General features: G+C 50.0%; 17 protein-coding genes. 14 read left to right on the plus strand and 3 right to left on the minus strand.

Going from position 1 to position 16,695, the window contains the following annotated elements; all coding sequences use genetic code 11:
* Positions 1-374 precede the first annotated feature (374 nt).
* The 3 genes from E3E36_RS04960 to nucS all read left to right on the plus strand — a co-directional run bounded on the left by E3E36_RS04960 (position 375) and on the right by nucS (position 3,421).
* Positions 375-1,388 (plus strand): TrkA family potassium uptake protein, encoded by a 1,014-nt coding sequence (locus tag E3E36_RS04960; RefSeq protein WP_167894199.1) that lies wholly within the window; start codon positions 375-377, stop codon positions 1,386-1,388.
* A gap of 180 nt (positions 1,389-1,568) precedes the next feature.
* The gene (gene radA, locus E3E36_RS04965) at positions 1,569-2,633 is read left to right on the plus strand and encodes a DNA repair and recombination protein RadA (RefSeq protein ID WP_167894200.1); all 1,065 of its coding nucleotides are present in this window, start codon (positions 1,569-1,571) and stop codon (positions 2,631-2,633) included.
* A 35-nt stretch (positions 2,634-2,668) separates the two neighbouring features.
* A complete protein-coding gene (nucS, locus tag E3E36_RS04970) occupies positions 2,669-3,421 on the plus strand; it encodes an endonuclease NucS (RefSeq protein WP_167894201.1) in 753 nt (250 codons plus the stop codon).
* Here nucS and E3E36_RS04975 read toward each other — a convergent pair.
* Both E3E36_RS04975 and E3E36_RS04980 read right to left on the minus strand, forming a co-directional pair.
* Entirely contained in the window at positions 3,418-3,801 is a 384-nt protein-coding gene (locus E3E36_RS04975; protein ID WP_167894202.1) for a DUF473 family protein, read from the minus strand. The two genes, nucS and E3E36_RS04975, sit on opposite strands and share 4 nt — an antisense overlap.
* A 9-nt stretch (positions 3,802-3,810) precedes the next feature.
* Positions 3,811-4,539, minus strand: coding sequence for a proteasome assembly chaperone family protein (locus tag E3E36_RS04980; protein ID WP_167894203.1), 729 nt, complete (start codon positions 4,537-4,539; stop codon positions 3,811-3,813).
* A 115-nt stretch (positions 4,540-4,654) separates the two neighbouring features.
* Between E3E36_RS04980 and E3E36_RS04985 the strand changes: the two genes are divergently transcribed.
* The 11 genes from E3E36_RS04985 (at position 4,655) to E3E36_RS05035 (ending at position 15,197) form a co-directional block, all read left to right on the plus strand.
* Positions 4,655-5,428 (plus strand): S-methyl-5'-thioadenosine phosphorylase, encoded by a 774-nt coding sequence (locus E3E36_RS04985; RefSeq protein ID WP_167894798.1) that lies wholly within the window; start codon positions 4,655-4,657, stop codon positions 5,426-5,428.
* 331 nt (positions 5,429-5,759) lie between these two features.
* Positions 5,760-7,160, plus strand: a complete 1,401-nt coding sequence (locus tag E3E36_RS04990; RefSeq protein WP_167894204.1) for a PqqD family peptide modification chaperone — start codon at positions 5,760-5,762, stop codon at positions 7,158-7,160.
* Positions 7,123-7,890, plus strand: coding sequence for a hypothetical protein (locus tag E3E36_RS04995; RefSeq protein WP_167894205.1), 768 nt, complete (start codon positions 7,123-7,125; stop codon positions 7,888-7,890). Before E3E36_RS04990 ends, E3E36_RS04995 begins: the two co-directional genes overlap by 38 nt.
* On the plus strand, positions 7,871-9,055 hold the full coding sequence (locus E3E36_RS05000) for an MFS transporter (protein ID WP_240911811.1): 1,185 nt from the start codon (positions 7,871-7,873) through the stop codon (positions 9,053-9,055). Before E3E36_RS04995 ends, E3E36_RS05000 begins: the two co-directional genes overlap by 20 nt.
* A gap of 213 nt (positions 9,056-9,268) precedes the next feature.
* Positions 9,269-10,543, plus strand: coding sequence for an amidohydrolase family protein (locus tag E3E36_RS05005; RefSeq protein WP_167894207.1), 1,275 nt, complete (start codon positions 9,269-9,271; stop codon positions 10,541-10,543).
* Between the two features lie 189 nt (positions 10,544-10,732).
* On the plus strand, positions 10,733-11,275 hold the full coding sequence (locus E3E36_RS05010; RefSeq protein ID WP_167894799.1) for a [protein ADP-ribosylglutamate] hydrolase: 543 nt from the start codon (positions 10,733-10,735) through the stop codon (positions 11,273-11,275).
* Between the two features lie 95 nt (positions 11,276-11,370).
* Positions 11,371-12,318, plus strand: coding sequence for a hypothetical protein (locus E3E36_RS05015; RefSeq protein WP_167894208.1), 948 nt, complete (start codon positions 11,371-11,373; stop codon positions 12,316-12,318).
* A gap of 6 nt (positions 12,319-12,324) precedes the next feature.
* The gene (locus tag E3E36_RS05020) at positions 12,325-12,693 is read left to right on the plus strand and encodes a hypothetical protein (protein WP_167894209.1); all 369 of its coding nucleotides are present in this window, start codon (positions 12,325-12,327) and stop codon (positions 12,691-12,693) included.
* Between the two features lie 141 nt (positions 12,694-12,834).
* On the plus strand, positions 12,835-13,101 hold the full coding sequence (locus tag E3E36_RS05025; protein ID WP_167894210.1) for a hypothetical protein: 267 nt from the start codon (positions 12,835-12,837) through the stop codon (positions 13,099-13,101).
* A complete protein-coding gene (locus tag E3E36_RS05030; RefSeq protein WP_167894800.1) occupies positions 13,098-14,540 on the plus strand; it encodes an NAD(P)H-hydrate dehydratase in 1,443 nt (480 codons plus the stop codon). Before E3E36_RS05025 ends, E3E36_RS05030 begins: the two co-directional genes overlap by 4 nt.
* A gap of 9 nt (positions 14,541-14,549) precedes the next feature.
* On the plus strand, positions 14,550-15,197 hold the full coding sequence (locus E3E36_RS05035) for a hypothetical protein (protein WP_167894211.1): 648 nt from the start codon (positions 14,550-14,552) through the stop codon (positions 15,195-15,197).
* 2 nt (positions 15,198-15,199) lie between these two features.
* Here the strand turns inward: E3E36_RS05035 and E3E36_RS05040 are convergent, their stop codons facing one another.
* Positions 15,200-16,573: an alpha-amylase gene (locus E3E36_RS05040; protein WP_167894212.1), complete on the minus strand. Its 1,374-nt coding sequence runs from the start codon at positions 16,571-16,573 to the stop codon at positions 15,200-15,202.
* Between the last annotated feature and the right edge of the window lie 122 nt (positions 16,574-16,695).

Below are 16,695 nucleotides of genomic sequence, written 5' to 3' on the forward strand. Positions count from 1 at the left end.
TAGTTCCCTTATCGTTCTGGTGAAAACTCTCCCGTTTTCTATAAAACTCACGGTATTTATATCTTTTCATGAACAATGTTCATAAAATATTGACGATCTCCCTTCGTCATGAAAACTCGTGCAGCATAGATCCCAGAAGCTTAAAAACCCTTGAACTTTAATTTTATAAGGGGGTATATAAATACCCCTTTCTTCATTTCATGCCGCATATGCCGTCCTTTTCCGAATCTGGGTTCCAGTGGAAATGAAACTCTGGGGGGCTCTTTAGATGCCCATCGAAATGGCCTTCCATTTCCAGTGGAAATAAAAGTCCCTCCATGAACTATAATGGCCTGTAATGATAACCTTTTAAAGTTCCGGGGGTAGTGTACACCATGATCCCTGTGACCGTGGTTCGGAAGCTCCTGAAGATGAGGGTCAAAGTTGGTCGTAACCGGTTGTTGCAGATAGCGGTTGTGGTGGTTCTCCTGGCGGTGTTCTTTGCAATTCTGTTCATGTACTTCGAGGGCGTCAGCTTCTCCACCGCGTTCTACTGGGCGGTCATAACCATGGCCACCATCGGCTACGGGGACGTAACGCCCCAGTCCTGGGCGGGGCGGGCGGTTGCGATGGTGGCGGCGGTCGCGGGGATTTCCACGTTCACCGCCCTCGTCTCCGTCCTTGCTGAATACTTCATTTCATCATCTCTGAGGAGGATGATGGGCATGCACCGTGTTGGGTATTCGGGCCATTACGTGATAATAGGTCAGGGGAGCACGATCCCCAGCTGCGTGAGCGAGCTCATTACCGCTGTCTCCGGGGGCAGTGCCGAGATGCGTCCAATAGTTGTCGTGTTCCCCGATGAAACTGAGAGGAAAAAAGTGGAGCTCCCGGAGGAGGTGGAGGTTCTGGTGGGGGATCCGACGAACCTTGAGACCCTTGAGCGCGCCCACATCGGGGAGGCCTCCCATGTGATACTTGCCCTGGAGGACGATTCGAAGTCAGTCTTCACAACGCTGATGATAAAGAGAATGTCCCGGGCGAGGGTTTTTGTTGAGGCGCTGAGGAAAGAAAGTGCTGAGCTCCTTAAACAGGCCGGTGCGGACAGGGTTATCCTCAGCAGGAGCTTTGCCGGCAGACTGCTGGCCAGCTCCATCTTTGAACCCGAGGTCGTGGATGTTGTGGACGACCTGACCACCTCCCTGGGGAAGTACGACATATCCGTGATCGTGAGGCCGGAGCTCTGGGGTGTGCCGTACGTTGAGGCCCTCAGGCGTCTCAAGGTGGAGGGGTATTTCCTTGTGGGCTACTACACCGAGGAGCCCGTTCTGGGCCCGTCCCTTGATGAGGAAGTGCCGCATGGTGCGAAGCTCATAGTCATAAGAGCAGTGTCTTCCAGCAAAACCTGATTAATTTAGTCTTTTTTGGATGTTTTTGGCCATATAAACGTTGCAATGCCGGATTTGCCGGGGGAGGGACCCCTTGGTTTTTCTGTAGAACCAAACTCTTAAAAGCTCTCCTGTCTGAGAAAAGTATATAACCCCTGACAATTTTACCCCTACGGAAGGTAGTCCGTGTAGGTGGGTGCCATGGCGAGGAAAAAGAAAGCTGACGATGAAATAAAAGAGCTCGAAGAGTTTGAGGAGCTCGACATCGTTGAGGAGTCACCATCAAGCTCAACCAAGAAAAAGAAGGAGAAGGAAATCAGGACTTTGGAGGATCTTCCTGGCGTTGGCCCTGCAACCGCTGAAAAGCTCCGCGAGGCCGGTTACGACAGCATCGAGGCCATAGCAGTTGCGTCCCCGATGGAGCTCAAGGAGATAGCTGGCATAAGTGAGGGTGCGGCGCTCAAGATCATCCAGGCCGCAAGGGAGGCCGCGAACATAGGGACGTTCATGCGGGCTGACGAGTACATGGAGAAGAGAAGAACCATAGGCAAAATTTCCACTGGAAGCAAGAGCCTCGATAAGCTCGTCGGCGGCGGCGTCGAGACCCAGGCCATAACCGAGGTCTTCGGAGAGTTCGGAAGCGGAAAGACCCAGCTGGCGCACACCTTGGCAGTAATGGTTCAGCTTCCCCAAGAGGAGGGTGGCCTTCACGGTTCGGTCATCTGGATCGACACGGAGAACACATTCAGACCCGAGAGGATAAGGCAGATCGCCGAGGCCAGGGGTCTTGACCCTGAAGAGGCCCTGAGGAACATCTACGTCGCTAGGGCCTTCAACAGTAACCACCAGATGCTCCTCATCGAGAAGGCGGAGGAGATAATCAAGGAGAAAGCGGAGACAGACAGACCGGTAAAGCTTCTAGTCGTTGATTCGCTCATGGCTCACTTCAGGAGCGAGTACGTCGGCAGGGGAACCCTCGCCGAGAGGCAGCAGAAGCTGGCGAAACATCTCGCAGACCTTCACCGTATAGCGGACCTCTACGACATAGCCGTCTTCGTTACCAACCAGGTGCAGGCGAAGCCCGACGCCTTCTTCGGTGACCCAACGAGGCCTGTCGGCGGGCACATCCTCGCCCACAGCGCCACGCTTAGGATATACCTCAGGAAAGGTAAAGCGGGGAAGCGCGTCGCCAGGCTCATAGACAGCCCCCACCTGCCCGAGGGCGAGGCCATATTCCGCATCACTGACAGGGGCGTCGAGGACTGAGTTAGCTTTTTAACCCCTCTTCTCTACCCCGTTTCATGCCTAAAGTTGACGCCATCGTGAACCCCTCAACGGATGAAGTCAAACGGCTCGCCGATTCGGCGCTTTCAAGTGAGGCTTTGCTCACTCTTTTCGCCCGTTGCAGGGTTCACTACGACGGCAGGGCCAAGAGCGAGCTCGGTTCGGGTGATCGGGTTATAATCATCAAGCCTGACGGTGCCTTCCTCATTCACCAGAACCGGAAGAGGGAGCCCGTTAACTGGCAGCCGCCGGGGAGCTTCGTGATGATGGAGGAGCGCGATGGGATTCTAGTCCTCCGCTCTGTCCGGCGGAAGCCGAAGGAGATACTTGAGGTCGAGCTTGAGGAAGTTTACCTTGTCTCCCTCTTCAAAGCAGAGGACTACGAGGAGCTTACCTTGACCGGAAGCGAGGCCGAGATGGCGGAGATGATATTCAGGAACCCGGAGCTCATTGAGCCGGGCTTTAAGCCGCTCTTCAGGGAGAAGCAAATTGGCCACGGCATAGTTGATATTCTGGGGAGGGACAAAGACGGCAATCTTGTAGTCCTTGAGCTGAAGAGGAGAAAGGCTGATCTCCACGCGGTGAGCCAGCTCAAGCGCTACGTTGAAGCCCTGATGAAGGAGCACCCGAAGGTCAGGGGTATCCTTGTTGCACCTTCTTTGACTTCCGGGGCGAAGAGGTTGCTTGAAAAGGAGGGGCTGGAGTTCAAAAAGGTTGAACCGCCCAAGAAAACCTCGTCGGGAAAAGGTCGGCAGACAACTCTTCTTTAGCCCATGCCCATCTCCTGGGGCATTAGCTCGCGGATGCGGACTACTAGCAGGCCCCTCTCCTTTTCGACCTCCACAACCCTCCCCAGGCCGACAAGTCTCACCTTTGCCCTGCAGACCGTTACTTCCCTCTCGTCGCTTTCCTCCCAGGGCACCCTCGTCTCCAGCTCCGCTGCCCTCAACAACTCGGCCAGCAGGCCCTCAGTGCCGATCCCCACGTCGCTGAACGGGTCGTAAGTCAGAAACAGCCTCATGGCTCTTTCCATGGCCTCCTCAACTGCTCGGACGTTCCTCGCTCCCCGAAGTTCGATCGTCCGGTATGGGTTCCTCATGAGCTCGTCCAGGACGCGCCTCGTTATTCCGGCCAGCACAACGGCCTCCATGCTCTCACCTCACAGGTAGATGCTCTCGTACTGCTTTTCGGCCCTCTGCCTGGCCTGCTCCATCTGCTCGTGCATCCTCCTGAGCTGCTCTTCTATCGCCCTCGCCTCCTGGAGGAGCGGCTCGGTCGAGACTTCTATGCCCGTCAGCTTCTTGAGGGCCTCTATCACGTTGGCGGCCGCTCGTGGATCCGGCCTGTCACCAAAGGTCTCCCCTAAGAGTACATACGCGTCGAGCCCGTTCCTGCTCGCCTCCCAAAGGAGCTTCCCGCTCATCCCCATTATCGAGCCGTACTGGAGGATCTTGACCCCTTTCTCTTCGAGTTCCCTGTTCAGCTCCTCCCTGGCCCCGACGCCCCAGACCTCTGTGTTCTCCTTGAAGAAGCCGATGCCTATTCCCCCCATTGAGATTATCTTTCTTGCGTTCATATCCCTCAGGTACCCCACCAGCTCCCTGGCTATCTCGTTCACCAGGGTCGGCGGGACGTATATGTCGGCGACGGCAACTATGACGTTGTCCCTTCCGTAGAACCGCAGCGGCGGGTTCGGCCTCCCTTCGAGGATCAGGGCCATGGGTGGGATGAACGGGCTCTCCACGTAGCCTATCATCTCCATTTCCAGCTCCCTGGCCAGGAAGTTGGCAGCTATGTGGCCCACCAGGCCTATTCCGGGGTAGCCCTCTATGAAGATGGGGTTTTTGACCTCTGGCAATACGAGCTTGACGGGCTTTCCGTTCTCCATTTTCCCACCCCCGCAGAGATTTAGTTTCAAAAGGTTATTAAATTTTCGGGGTTTGGTTTCCACTGGAACGGCAACCCTTATATGTTTCCGGTGAGCAGTTAACACGGTGATGACCATGCCGAAGATAGGTATCATCGGCGGTTCTGGTGTCTACGGCGTCTTTGAACCAAAGGAGACCGTCAAAGTGCACACCCCCTACGGAAGGCCTTCCGCTCCAGTGGAAATCGGTGAGATAGAGGGCGTTGAGGTCGCCTTCATCCCGCGCCATGGAAAGAACCACGAGTTCCCGCCGCACGAGGTTCCCTACAGGGCCAACATCTGGGCGCTCAAAGAGCTCGGCGTCGAGAGGGTCATAGGCATAACGGCCGTCGGCTCGCTCCGCGAGGAGTACAAGCCGGGGGACATCGTCATAACCGACCAGTTCATAGACTTCACGAAGAAGAGGGACTACACCTTCTACAACGGGCCGAGGGTTGCCCACGTTTCCATGGCCGACCCCTTCTGCCCTGAGATGAGGAAGATATTCTACGAGACTGCCAAAGAGCTCGGTTTCCCCGTCCACGAGAAGGGCACCTACGTCTGCATCGAGGGGCCGAGGTTCTCAACGAGGGCCGAGAGCTTTATGTTCAGGCAGTACGCCCACATAATCGGTATGACTCTCGTCCCGGAGATAAACCTCGCGCGCGAGCTGGGCATGTGCTACGCGAACATAGCGACGGTTACGGACTACGACGTCTGGGCCGAGGAGCCCGTTGACGCCCAGGAAGTTCTCAAGGTCATGGCCGAGAACAACTACAAGGTCCAGGAACTGCTCAAGAGGGCCATCCCGAGGATTCCAGAGGAGAGGAAGTGCGGTTGCGCCGAGGTGCTGAAGAGCATGTTCGTGTGAGTTTTTGTAGTACTCTTTTGAATTGTTTTTCTTTTCTACTTCTTTAATCTGCTATGTGGTTGGTTTGATACTTTTCAAGTAATCCCTTTTGTGACGCATTGAAAAAAAAATGATCATGCTATTGTAAAGCGTAAAGCTTAAATATGATTTTGTCTTCATTTATTTTGAGGTGGTTCCCATGAAGACACTACAGTTTGAGAAGCCAAAAATAGTCCCCCTGAAAAGCAAGAAGACCCAGTGGACCATATGGGGGCTTTGGGGTAAATTACCACTTTGACATTATGATTTATTGGCTTTCCTTTATCCTTTACCTATTTAGGGGTGTGGAGGTATGGAAAAGGTTTTACTTGACCCGGAATCGGTGGTACAATTGAACCCTAACTATGTTATTAGGCTTGAATATTTTGGTGGAATACTCTATGATAAACAGCATATGGGCTATTATGGTCTTAACCGAACTGCTTCAGATATTCTTTTTCTTACTCAATATTCACTATCCTTAAGTGATATTGTTAGTTTATTAAGCAGGATATATGAATTGAAACCAAGTGAAATTATGGACGTAGTTTCTGAGTTCTTATACCCTCTTTTGACAAATGGAGTTGTTAAAAAAGGTCATAAAAAGGGTAATCCGAATAATGCATTTAACCAACTGGAAAAAATGCGGAAATTTGTAGATCAATTAAAATACCTATCTGCCCCATTAACTGCATTCCTGTACTTGACTTGGAAGTGTAACATAAAATGTAAGTATTGTTTTTTGAAAGCGCCGAGAAGGCTTTTACGTGAGCCATTGACATTGGAGGAGATTAAAAAGGTTATAGATGAACTATCTGAAATGAGAACTTTTGAGTTATGTATAACAGGTGGTGAACCACTTCTGGATCAAAGGCTTCCGGAGGTTGTTAAATACGCTTGTGAGAGAGGATTTACAGTAAATATTACTACTAATGGTCTTCTTGTTAATAGAGAACTAGCAAAGAAATTAGCAACATGTAATGTTAATGTTCAAGTTCCTCTTCACAGCTCAGATTTTAAAATTCATGATGAACTTACAGGCATGCCTGGCTCTTTTGAGAAAGCGGTAGATACCATTAAACTTCTAGTTAATTTGAATATGAATGTCTCTGTAATAACTATTTTACAGAAAGCGAATAAGGATGATCTTCGTAATATGCTCCCATTAATTAAAGAGTTGGGGGTGCATGTGTGGAATATTGTGGAATTGAAACCAGTAGGGAGAGCAGATAACTCGATGGCAATACCCCTCAAGGAGCGCTTAAAAATCATTGAGGAACTAGAGCGAGAAGCAAATAAATTAGGAATACAAATAATAGCAGAAAAACCCTTCTTCTTTGTCGGTGATAAGGGGTTGTCTCAAACTCTTATCAATGATGAATTCTACAAACTTTTCACTAGATGTGGCGTACGGACTGGACGATATGTAGAAATTACACCAGATGGATTTGTTTATCCATGTGACTTATTGCTGGGAGATACTTTTCCCAATCTTATCGCAGGAGATTTACGCCAAAATACATTCAAGGAGATATGGCATTCTTCAGAGATTTTAAACAAATTCCGGAACCTCAAACAGGAAGATATGCACGGGAAATGTAAATCATGTATATACTTTGATCTCTGTGGAGGAAAATGTAGAGCATTAGCATATAGCTACTATGATGGTGATTTATATGCTCCAGATCCCAGATGCCCGTACGAACCAAAATGAGTATGGTGTGGTGGAGCTTTTAGGGAATCCTACATTAAAATCGATTATAACAGACGCTTGGTTTAGTTTATCAGAAATTGTTAATACTTCTAATAGTATATTGCAATACATGTCCGAGTTCTCAATAAACTTGTGCAGGGGATTTGAGATATCCCTTAGGACGACTTTAAATATTCTTGAACAATATCATGGACCACTAATGCCGACACTTCAAGATCCAGAGATAACCTTCTCCTTGCCTTCTCCGGACGTTGTTTTAATGGATTTTAAAACGATCACAAGAGTACTTGTTTTATTCTATGCCCCATCTCCTCCCAATACTGAAGAAGAGTTTATTGTATTATCTAAGATAATCGGACATGAGCTTTTTCACATGTATTTGGATTTAGAGTTTCTTCAAAGGAACTTTCCGAGGGGGGATCCAGGTATATTCGTTGTAGAACCTATTAAGGACGATTTAGTGATGATTGAAGAAAGTGTGGCAGAAGCAATTTCTAACATTGTCTCTCAGAGGATGTTATCAGAAAATATTAAGCCTTCAACTGACTTTTTGAAGTCTTTTGAGTATACCAATAGTTATAACTCACATCTTATAGAGAAAATTAGTAAACTAAAGAAAGTTCCTAGCAATGTTTTGTCTTCACTAATAAACAACAGGAGGGTTACAAAAGTTGAATTCAAACCAGAATGGTTTGAGCTATTTGAGTCTAATGAAAAACAACAATGTTAAGCTTTTGATCATAGCATACTTTATTGACACTATTGCAGTGGCTTATCTTCTCGGTTACTACCTAAATATCACGATAAACGATATTGGGGGACCAGAATTGTTGGGGTTCTTCTCAATGGCGAACAACTTTTTTGCGAGTTTTATACCTATAATAGCCGGTGCGTTTAGTGATGCTCATGGTAGGAAAGGAGTGATAGTAGTCTCAACTGTGTTTGAAGTGCTAAGCCTGTTGGCATTAGGGATTATTATTGAATCTGGGAGTGTTCTAGTAATAATCCCGGCTATTCTTCTTAATGTGGCGTTTATGGCATCCTCTCCTGCTATTGTTTCGTTAATTGGTGAATCTGTCTCAGTGGAGTATCTTGGAAGAGCGTTATCACTTATCTTTTTAGCAAACAATGCTGCGAGTATTATAAGTTATCTGGCATTTGGTTCATTATTGAGTGTCGTGAGTATCTCTAACCTATTCCTTCTCTCTGGATTTACCGTGTTAGTGGCCATAACATTGTATCTTCGCATTTCAGAGACTTTAAGACCAAATAATGTCCAATCTAATGTTTTGGAGCCTTTAAAAGGCATCTTTAAAGGTGTCAAATTTGTTCGAGAACCCCATTTAAAGCTCTTTCTAATCTACATCTCTTTTGAATTTTTTATTGGCTCAATAGCAACCGCATTTGTTCCCGTGTTTCTTCAAAATGTATATTCTCTAAGTGTTTCGGAAATCTCCTGGCTATATTCTCTAATCACGCTCTTCACGATTGGTGGAACTCTAATGGCCGGTTATGTCGTTGACAAGTATGGAAGTGTAAAGTCCCTCATACTGAAAGACACACTGTCTATCCCCCTTCTGGGGATTTTTGCCCTTGCTCTTTCTCCCGTGGCTCTGTTATCATTAATCTTTTTATCGTTTATTGAACAATTAAAAGTGGCCTCTGAAAGGTATGTAGTAGAAAACACAAATCCAGAATATCGGGGTTTGATATTGGGTGTTAAAAACTCTCTGACAAGAATATTTTCAGTCCCAGGCCCCATGTTAGGGTTTTTCCTGTGGAATGTATCTCCCAAGATGACTTTCTTGGCACCTGCAGGACTTACTCCGTTAGGGATACTCATACTTGTAATGCTGAAAAAGATCCGTGAGAATGAACGGGTGAGTAGGGTGTGACGCTATTAGCTGAACTTTTTAGTACATTCAGGAGCCTTTCGCAATATTCCACTAAATGTCTTTGAGAGCAGCTACGCCTACATTTGGGATCACTATAATGAGTTCAACCCCTACGAATGGGCTCTCTGGGTTCCCCTTTGACTTTTCTCTCTTTCCCGACATCTTTTTAACTTATCTTCTAAATATCCCCTCTTAAAAAAGAGGGTGGTAGTTATGAGCATCCTAATCAAGAACGGCTACGTGGTTTACGGCGAGAACCTTGAAGTTATCAAAGCGGACGTCCTCATCGAGAGTAATAAAATAGTAGAGGTTGCCAAAAACATCAACAAGAGCGCCGACACTGTCATAGACGCCAAGGGAAAAGTTGTTTCTCCAGGCTTCATAAACCTCCACACCCACTCCCCGATGGGCCTCTTCCGCGGTTTGGCTGACGATCTGCCGCTCATGGACTGGCTCCAGAACCACATCTGGCCGCGGGAGGCAAAGCTCACGAGGGAGTACACCAAGGTTGGGGCCTACCTCGGCGCCCTTGAGATGATAAAGACCGGGACAACGGCCTTCCTCGACATGTACTTCTTTATGGACGCGGTTGCCGAGGTCGTCGAGGAGTCCGGGCTGAGGGGCTACCTTTCCTATGGAATGATAGACCTCGGTGACCCCGAGAAGACCGGGAAGGAGATCAAAGAGGCCCTCCGCACGATGGAGTTCATCGAGAAACTCGGCTCCGACAGGGTTCACTTCGTCTTCGGGCCCCACGCGCCCTACACCTGCTCGATAGCCCTGCTTAAGGAAGTAAGGAAGCTGGCAAACGAGCACGGGAAGCTCATAACGATTCACGTGAGCGAGACGATGGCGGAGATAGGCCAGATAAGCGAACGCTATGGAAAGAGTCCCGTGGTTCTCCTCGACGAGATCGGCTTCCTTGGAAGCGATGTTATCATAGCTCACGGCGTCTGGCTCGATGCAAGGGATATACAGATTCTCGCGAGGCACGGCGTTACCGTCGCCCACAATCCGGCGAGCAACATGAAGCTCGCCAGCGGCGTGATGCCGTTGCAGAGACTTCTGAACGCCGGTGTAAACGTTGGCCTCGGCACCGATGGAAGTGCAAGCAACAACAACCTCGACATGCTCGACGAGATGAAGTTAGCGGCTTTGCTCCACAAGGTCCACAACCTCGACCCAACGGTGGCGGACGCTAAAACCGTCTTCAAGATGGCCACCATCAACGGGGCCAAAGCTTTGCGCCTCAACGCGGGCATGATAAAGGAGGGCTACCTGGCGGACATAGCAATCATCGACTTCAACCGGCCCCATTTGAGGCCAATAAACAACGTGATAAGCCATCTGGTTTACTCGGCCAGCGGTAACGACGTCGAGACGACGATAGTCGATGGAAAAATCCTCATGCTCGACCGCGAGGTTCTCACGCTCGACGAGGAGAAAATCCTTGACGAGGCCGAAAAAACGATAGAAAAGCTGGCTTAGCTCGGAGGCTGGCTAGCCAGTCCGGATCGACGTTCACCTCATCTCTTTTTCTCCATATTGGTCTTCCACTGCCCTCCTCTCCGCCCTGAAGAGCAAAGCTTGGAGAGGAGAGATGTGATAAGGCAAATCATAGTAATAAATCGCGCAAGGGTTAAATCCCTCTGAGTAATCCCTAAAACGGTGAGCCCGATGGTCTCCTTCGAGATTGTCCGTGGGGACATAACCCGCTTTCCGGCGGAAGTCATAGTCAACGCCGCCAACCGCTATCTGGAGCACGGCGGCGGTGTCGCCTACGCGATAGCCAAAGCGGCCGCCGGTAATGTTCGTGAGTATATACGGATAAGTAAGGAAGCGATGCGTAAACAGCTCGGGAAGGACTCCATCGAGCACGGCGAGGTCGTTGTAACACCAGCTTTGAGGCTTGAGGAATACGGAATTAGGTACGTCATTCACACGGTCGGACCCTACTGTGGTGGCGTCTGGGACGAGGATAAGAAAGAAAAGCTCAGAAAGGCAATCCTCGGCGCGCTGAGGAAGGCCGATGAGCTTGGCGTGGGGAGCATAGCCTTCCCGGCCATAAGTGCAGGCATCTACGGCTGCCCACTCGAGGAGGTCGTTAAAACCTTCAAGGAGGTCGTTGCGGAGTTCGGGAGGGAAGCGGGGAGCATTGAGAGAGTTTATCTGGTGCTCTATTCTGAATGGGGTTACGAGGGGATGTTAAAAGTTACTTAAAATGCTCATATTCTTATTTCCGATTTTATGTTTCCCACCATTGCTAATGGAAAACTATATGTACAACTAACGCCTAATGCCTAATGGTGATGTCCTTGAAACGGACAAGACTCTTGGTTGGAGTGCTGGTGTTTATTTTTGTTTTTTCAGGGTTTGTTAGTGCACGACCTCAGGCCGACGTGGATAGTTGGACGGCTATTGATCTCTTTGTTAAGGAGCAGATTGATATTGCACATACCAAGGGAACTATCGACGATGCGCATTTTGTGGACAGGCTCACTGATCTTGTCATGAAGGAGTTTGGAAAGGAGCTTGATTTAGAGATTGCCAAGTACGCTAAAAACCTCACGCCGGAGCAGAGGGAAACTCTGAAACGTCTTCTCGTCAGCGACTATGTCTCTTACCTCTATCAGAAGAGTTTTTATCCTAAGAACGCCAAGGTATTGGTTGTGAAGCCCATCAAGATTGCCTCAGTTAGAGCTAACGACAAAGTCTATGATTATTACTACACCCCGATGAGCTCTTCAATCCCGTACCCAATCCACTGGTGGGTGCAAGTAAGGGTGGATATAGATGGGGGTAGTGGCGTTGATAGTGCTGGGCACTCGTACAATGTAAATGGCAACAATGATCTATTCAAAATAGTTGTTGAATATACTTCCTCCAAGGTTACTTACGAGCTCCATTTCCATGACGAAGATCATCCAGATCCTTCACTTGATAGAGTCTATGACTCTATACGTTGCTCTATCTATGGGGGAAGAGATAGCACGTATGGATGTGAGGATGTTGAAAGTATTAGAGTTGAAGATGGTAGCATAGTCTTTCCAACAACTTTCAGTACCTATACTGAATGTGGTTATATCCTTTGCCATGAGGTTTCTCAAACGTATGCAACACCCTCTCCGACCCATGGATATGGTGTAAGAGCATACTCATCTTCTGTTGAGATCTATGTAAGCAATACTTGGAATCATCTGATGGATACTGTAGACACTAATCCAGATATGTCGAAAGTTTGGCATTATTATTCATGGAGGTAGTGTAGTATGGAGTACTTTTTCCGTCTTCTTACTTTTTTGAGACTTTCCCTGAGGCTTTTCGCCTTCGTGTATCCCCTTTCCCTTACAGTAATGTACAACTTCTGGGTCTTTGGAAGGCTACCCATGGGCCTCTGGACTTGTTACGTGCTTACCATGGCAGTCTGGGAGCTTGTCCTGGGATTGTTCGCGCACAAACCCTTTTCGAGGCCTCTTTTGAAGGCGTACGTTGTTCTGGCACTCTTCCTGGAGTTCCCTTCTGCCCTTGTTGGGGCCTACCTTTCCACGGTCGAGGTTTTCCTGCCCTGGGTTTCGCTCTGGTATGGTTCCCTCCTAGTTATGGGGTTTTTGGTAGGCAAAACATCCGGTCAACGGTGAGGTTTCCCATATGCCATATGTCCAACTTTGGAGAGTAAAGTTTATATTCTTAGTGCATTAAAACATATGGTCTCCCTCATGTCTCCCGGTGGGGTATGTAGCATGGTTTCTAGGAGAGGATATGACCTCATTCGAAAAGTTATGGTCGTCCTTGTTTTCATCTTCGTCCTCGGTTTCTGGATACTCTACTATTCGATAAGGATGACGATATGCGCCGTCACGAACTACTGTGATGCGTCTGCCTACTATCCGATGGTCTCCCCGGTCGGCCAGCTTGACAGGCTCGTGGCGTTCTTTAGGGTGGCCTCGATACTCCTGTCCTTCATTAGTTTACTACGTCACCGGTGGAGAAGAGTAGCGATGGGTTTTTACCCGTTGTACCTGAACTTTAACAGGTGGTGCTCATGAGAATCGAGGACGTTTACGTCTGGGATATCAACGCCAAGTGGCTCGGCATAACTCCTTACCAGCTCATGGAGAACGCCGGGGCTGGCGTTGCCAGGACGATTGAGGAGCGCTTTGGAAAGGGGCTGAGGGTGGCGGTTTTCTCCGGCACCGGCAACAACGGCGGCGACGGCTTTGTGGCGGCCAGACACCTCAGCTTCGAAAACGATGTCACCCTATTCCTCGTCGGAGATGAGGCGAAGATAAGGAGCGAGGAAGCCAGGCACAACTGGGAGATACTCAAGGGCCTGGACTTCGTGAGAATCAAGGTTCTCAAGGATTCCGCCTACATAAAGTCCCTCGACCTGGGCGGCTTTGACGTGATAATCGATGCCCTCCTCGGGGCGGGAACGAGGGGCGAGCCGCGCGAGCCGATCCGCTCGGCCATCGAGAAGATAAACGAATACGCCGGAAAGGCCAAGATAGTCAGTGTTGACCTGCCGAGCGGCTATCCCTCAAAGGTTCAAGTTAAGGCCGACTTCGCCGTGACATTCCAGTGGGACAAGGAGGAGTACGATGGCTTTGAACGCGTCGTGGTCAAGATAGGCTATCCGAAGGAGCTCTACCACCTCGTTGGCCCCGGTGATGCGAAGTTCGCTTTAAGGAAGAAGGGCGAGCACAAGGGCCAGAACGGAAGGCTGTTAATAATCGGCGGAAGCGAGGACTACTTCGGCGCGCCTTATCTAGCGGCAAAAGCTGCTTCATATCTTGTGGACTTGGTTTATTTAGTGATGCCGGAATATCCAGCGAAGCGCATAGCCGACCCAGATATTATTCTGAGGCCTGTCGAAGGAAAGAACTTCACAAAAGAGCATCTTGAAGAAGTCTCGGCACTGGCAGAAAAGGCTGATGCCGTCATTATAGGGCCTGGCATAGGATTAAGGGAAGGAACTAAGGAGTTCGTCAGGGAATTTGTAAAGCGCTGCGAAAAGCCTTTAGTCATAGACGCCGACGGCCTAAAGGCCATCGCCGAGGACTTGGGTGTTCTCAAGGGCAAGACCTTCGTCCTAACTCCCCACGGTAGCGAGTTCAAGGTTCTCTTTGGCGTCAAGCCAGAGGGTTCCTTCCAGGAAAAAGCGGAGCTCGTGAGGGAGAAGGCAAGGAAAATTGGCGGCGTTATTCTGCTCAAAGGTGCTTACGACGTCATAAGCGACGGAAAAACCTGGAAGTACAACAAAACCGGCAACAGGGGAATGACCACTGGAGGAACTGGAGATGTCTTGGCTGGCCTCGTTGGTGCTCTGCTCGCCCTCGGCAACGAGCCGCTAAGGGCCGCTTCCACTGGCGCTTTCCTCAACGGCCTCGCTGGGGATATGGTGAAGGACGAGCTCGGCGAGAACTTCACTGCACTGGAGGTTGCGAAAAAAGTCCCGCACGCGGTCAGGTGGGTGGTGGAGTTCTGAGGTGGTTCCATGGCTGACCACCTTTCAAAGGCTTTCCTCTTTTTCATTGCTGTTGTCATTATAGTTGTGGGTCTTACTATTTCCCTTTCAGAGGAGAGATATCGGATTAACGTGGAGGTCCACTTTGCTTCTCCTGCGGAGCTTGAGGGAATTGAGTTGCTGGAGAAGTATCCCAACGAGGTCACCCATGTTGCACTCTTCAGATTCAGATATTCAGAGCATGGCAGGCGGGACTTTCACTTCACCGAGGACTTTGATGTTTCTCCCGATTACGTGGTGGCTGAGATTCGCAACGGGGACACCTTTTACTGCAGGGCGAGTTTTGAGGACGGACATTTTGTGATTCGTGAAGAAAACTGCTCCCCAACCCTTGAAGGCGCCCTCAAGAGGAGGATAACCCTCAGCGCCTGCGTCAACGGCACCTACCTTGGCCACGAAATCGAGAGGGGCTCAATCGTCTACTTCCTCTTCGAGGCTTCCAACGGGACGACCTGCGTGAACGATACTGTTGAAGTGCTCGGCAGAACCTGGGGGATATTTGCTAGAATAGTCAGTGGCAACGTAACGATACTCTGCAACCTGGAGAACATCAACGGGACATCTCTAACGGACGAGGTCGTGACAATAAATAAAGAATGGTGCGGGCCGGAAAATTAATGTCAACCAACACCACAGTAGCTCCAGACGGAGTAGCCGTAATAACCATTGGCAGGGTCGTGCGGCGGTGCCTCGAGGTAAACCCATCCGCTGTAGTCCACCCATTTGTCCACCCAGCCACCCAGATTGCCTGTGTACTCGTGAATGCATGAGCCCGCGAACTTGGGCACATATACCCACCTACCTGCCCAGCTGCTTCCTAGGTTGATGTAGGTTATCAGTCCCGGTTTGCTTCCGTAGCCGCTTCTGACGAATATCAGCTCGTCGCTGTCGTAGTAGACTATAGTTGTGCTCCCTCCTGCGAGGTGGTCGTGTATCCAGATGAGGTTTATCAGCTTGTCCTTGTTGAGCCACTCCTCGTAGTCGCGGTAGAATATCATGGGCTGACCCTCGTAGGTGAGGATGAAAGCGTATGCCGGATACTTGTTCCAGATTATGTCAGTGTCATGGTTGGCCACGAAGGTTACGGCCTTGAAGGGGTCGCGAGAGACAACAGTTCCACCGTTCTGGAGGGCGTAAACGAGAGCCGGGATGTTGGTATTGTCAAAGGCCTCGTCCATCTTATAGTAGAGGGCGAAGTCAAAGACCTTGGCACCGCTCGCGTAGGCCCAGTTGAGGAGCGCGTCGACGTTGGTGTCCCAGTATTCTCCAACTGCCCAGCCGCCCCACCAGTTCAGCCAGTCCTGGACGACCCACGCTCCATAACCCTTGACGTAGTCGAAGCGCCAGGCGTCGATGCCGATGCTTCTAAGGTAAGCCGCGTAGCTCTCCTGGCTGGCCCAGAGCCAGTACTGGTCCCAGCTCTTGTCGTGGCATATGTCGGGGTAGCCTCCAAAGGTTCCGGAATCGCCCGCGTGGAGCTCGTTCGGGTGGAAGTCAAGGTAGTTGGCCGTGTACTTGCCGGAGGCCACCTTGGAGAAGTCCGTCCATGTGTAGTCGTTCACGAAGGGGTTCCACTCCAGGTCACCGCCCGCGCGGTGGTTGATGACTATGTCCGCTATCACCTTTATGCCGTAGGCGTGGGCGGTGTTTATCATGTTTATGAGCTCCTCCTTTGAGCCGAAGCGCGTCTCAACGGTTCCTTTCTGATAGTACTCGCCGAGGTCGAAGTAGTCGTAGGGGTCGTAGCCCATCGAGTAGCCTCCGCTCATGCCCTTGCTCGCGGGGGGAATCCATATTGCGGCTATTCCTGCGCTGGCCCAGTCGGGTATTTTCTGAGCTATGGTGTCCCACCAGATTCCTCCCATGGGGACGTCCCAGTAGAAGGCCTGCATTATAACGCCGCCGTTCTCAAGGGTTTCCGCCTTTGCCGGAACTGCCGAGACGCTCAGGGCAACTAGCAGTATCACCGCCAGGACGAGGGCCTTCCTCCTCATGGTAACCACCTGCTGTACCTGAAGGGGCAGTGCCCCGAATTATATCACTGGCGGTGAAATATTTAAGCCTTATCATTAGTGTACACTGCAGAACGTAATTGTCCACGTGGGTGTGTGGAAAA

Origin of the sequence: Thermococcus sp. M36, assembly GCF_012027355.1 — an archaeon.
GTDB lineage: Archaea > Methanobacteriota_B > Thermococci > Thermococcales > Thermococcaceae > Thermococcus.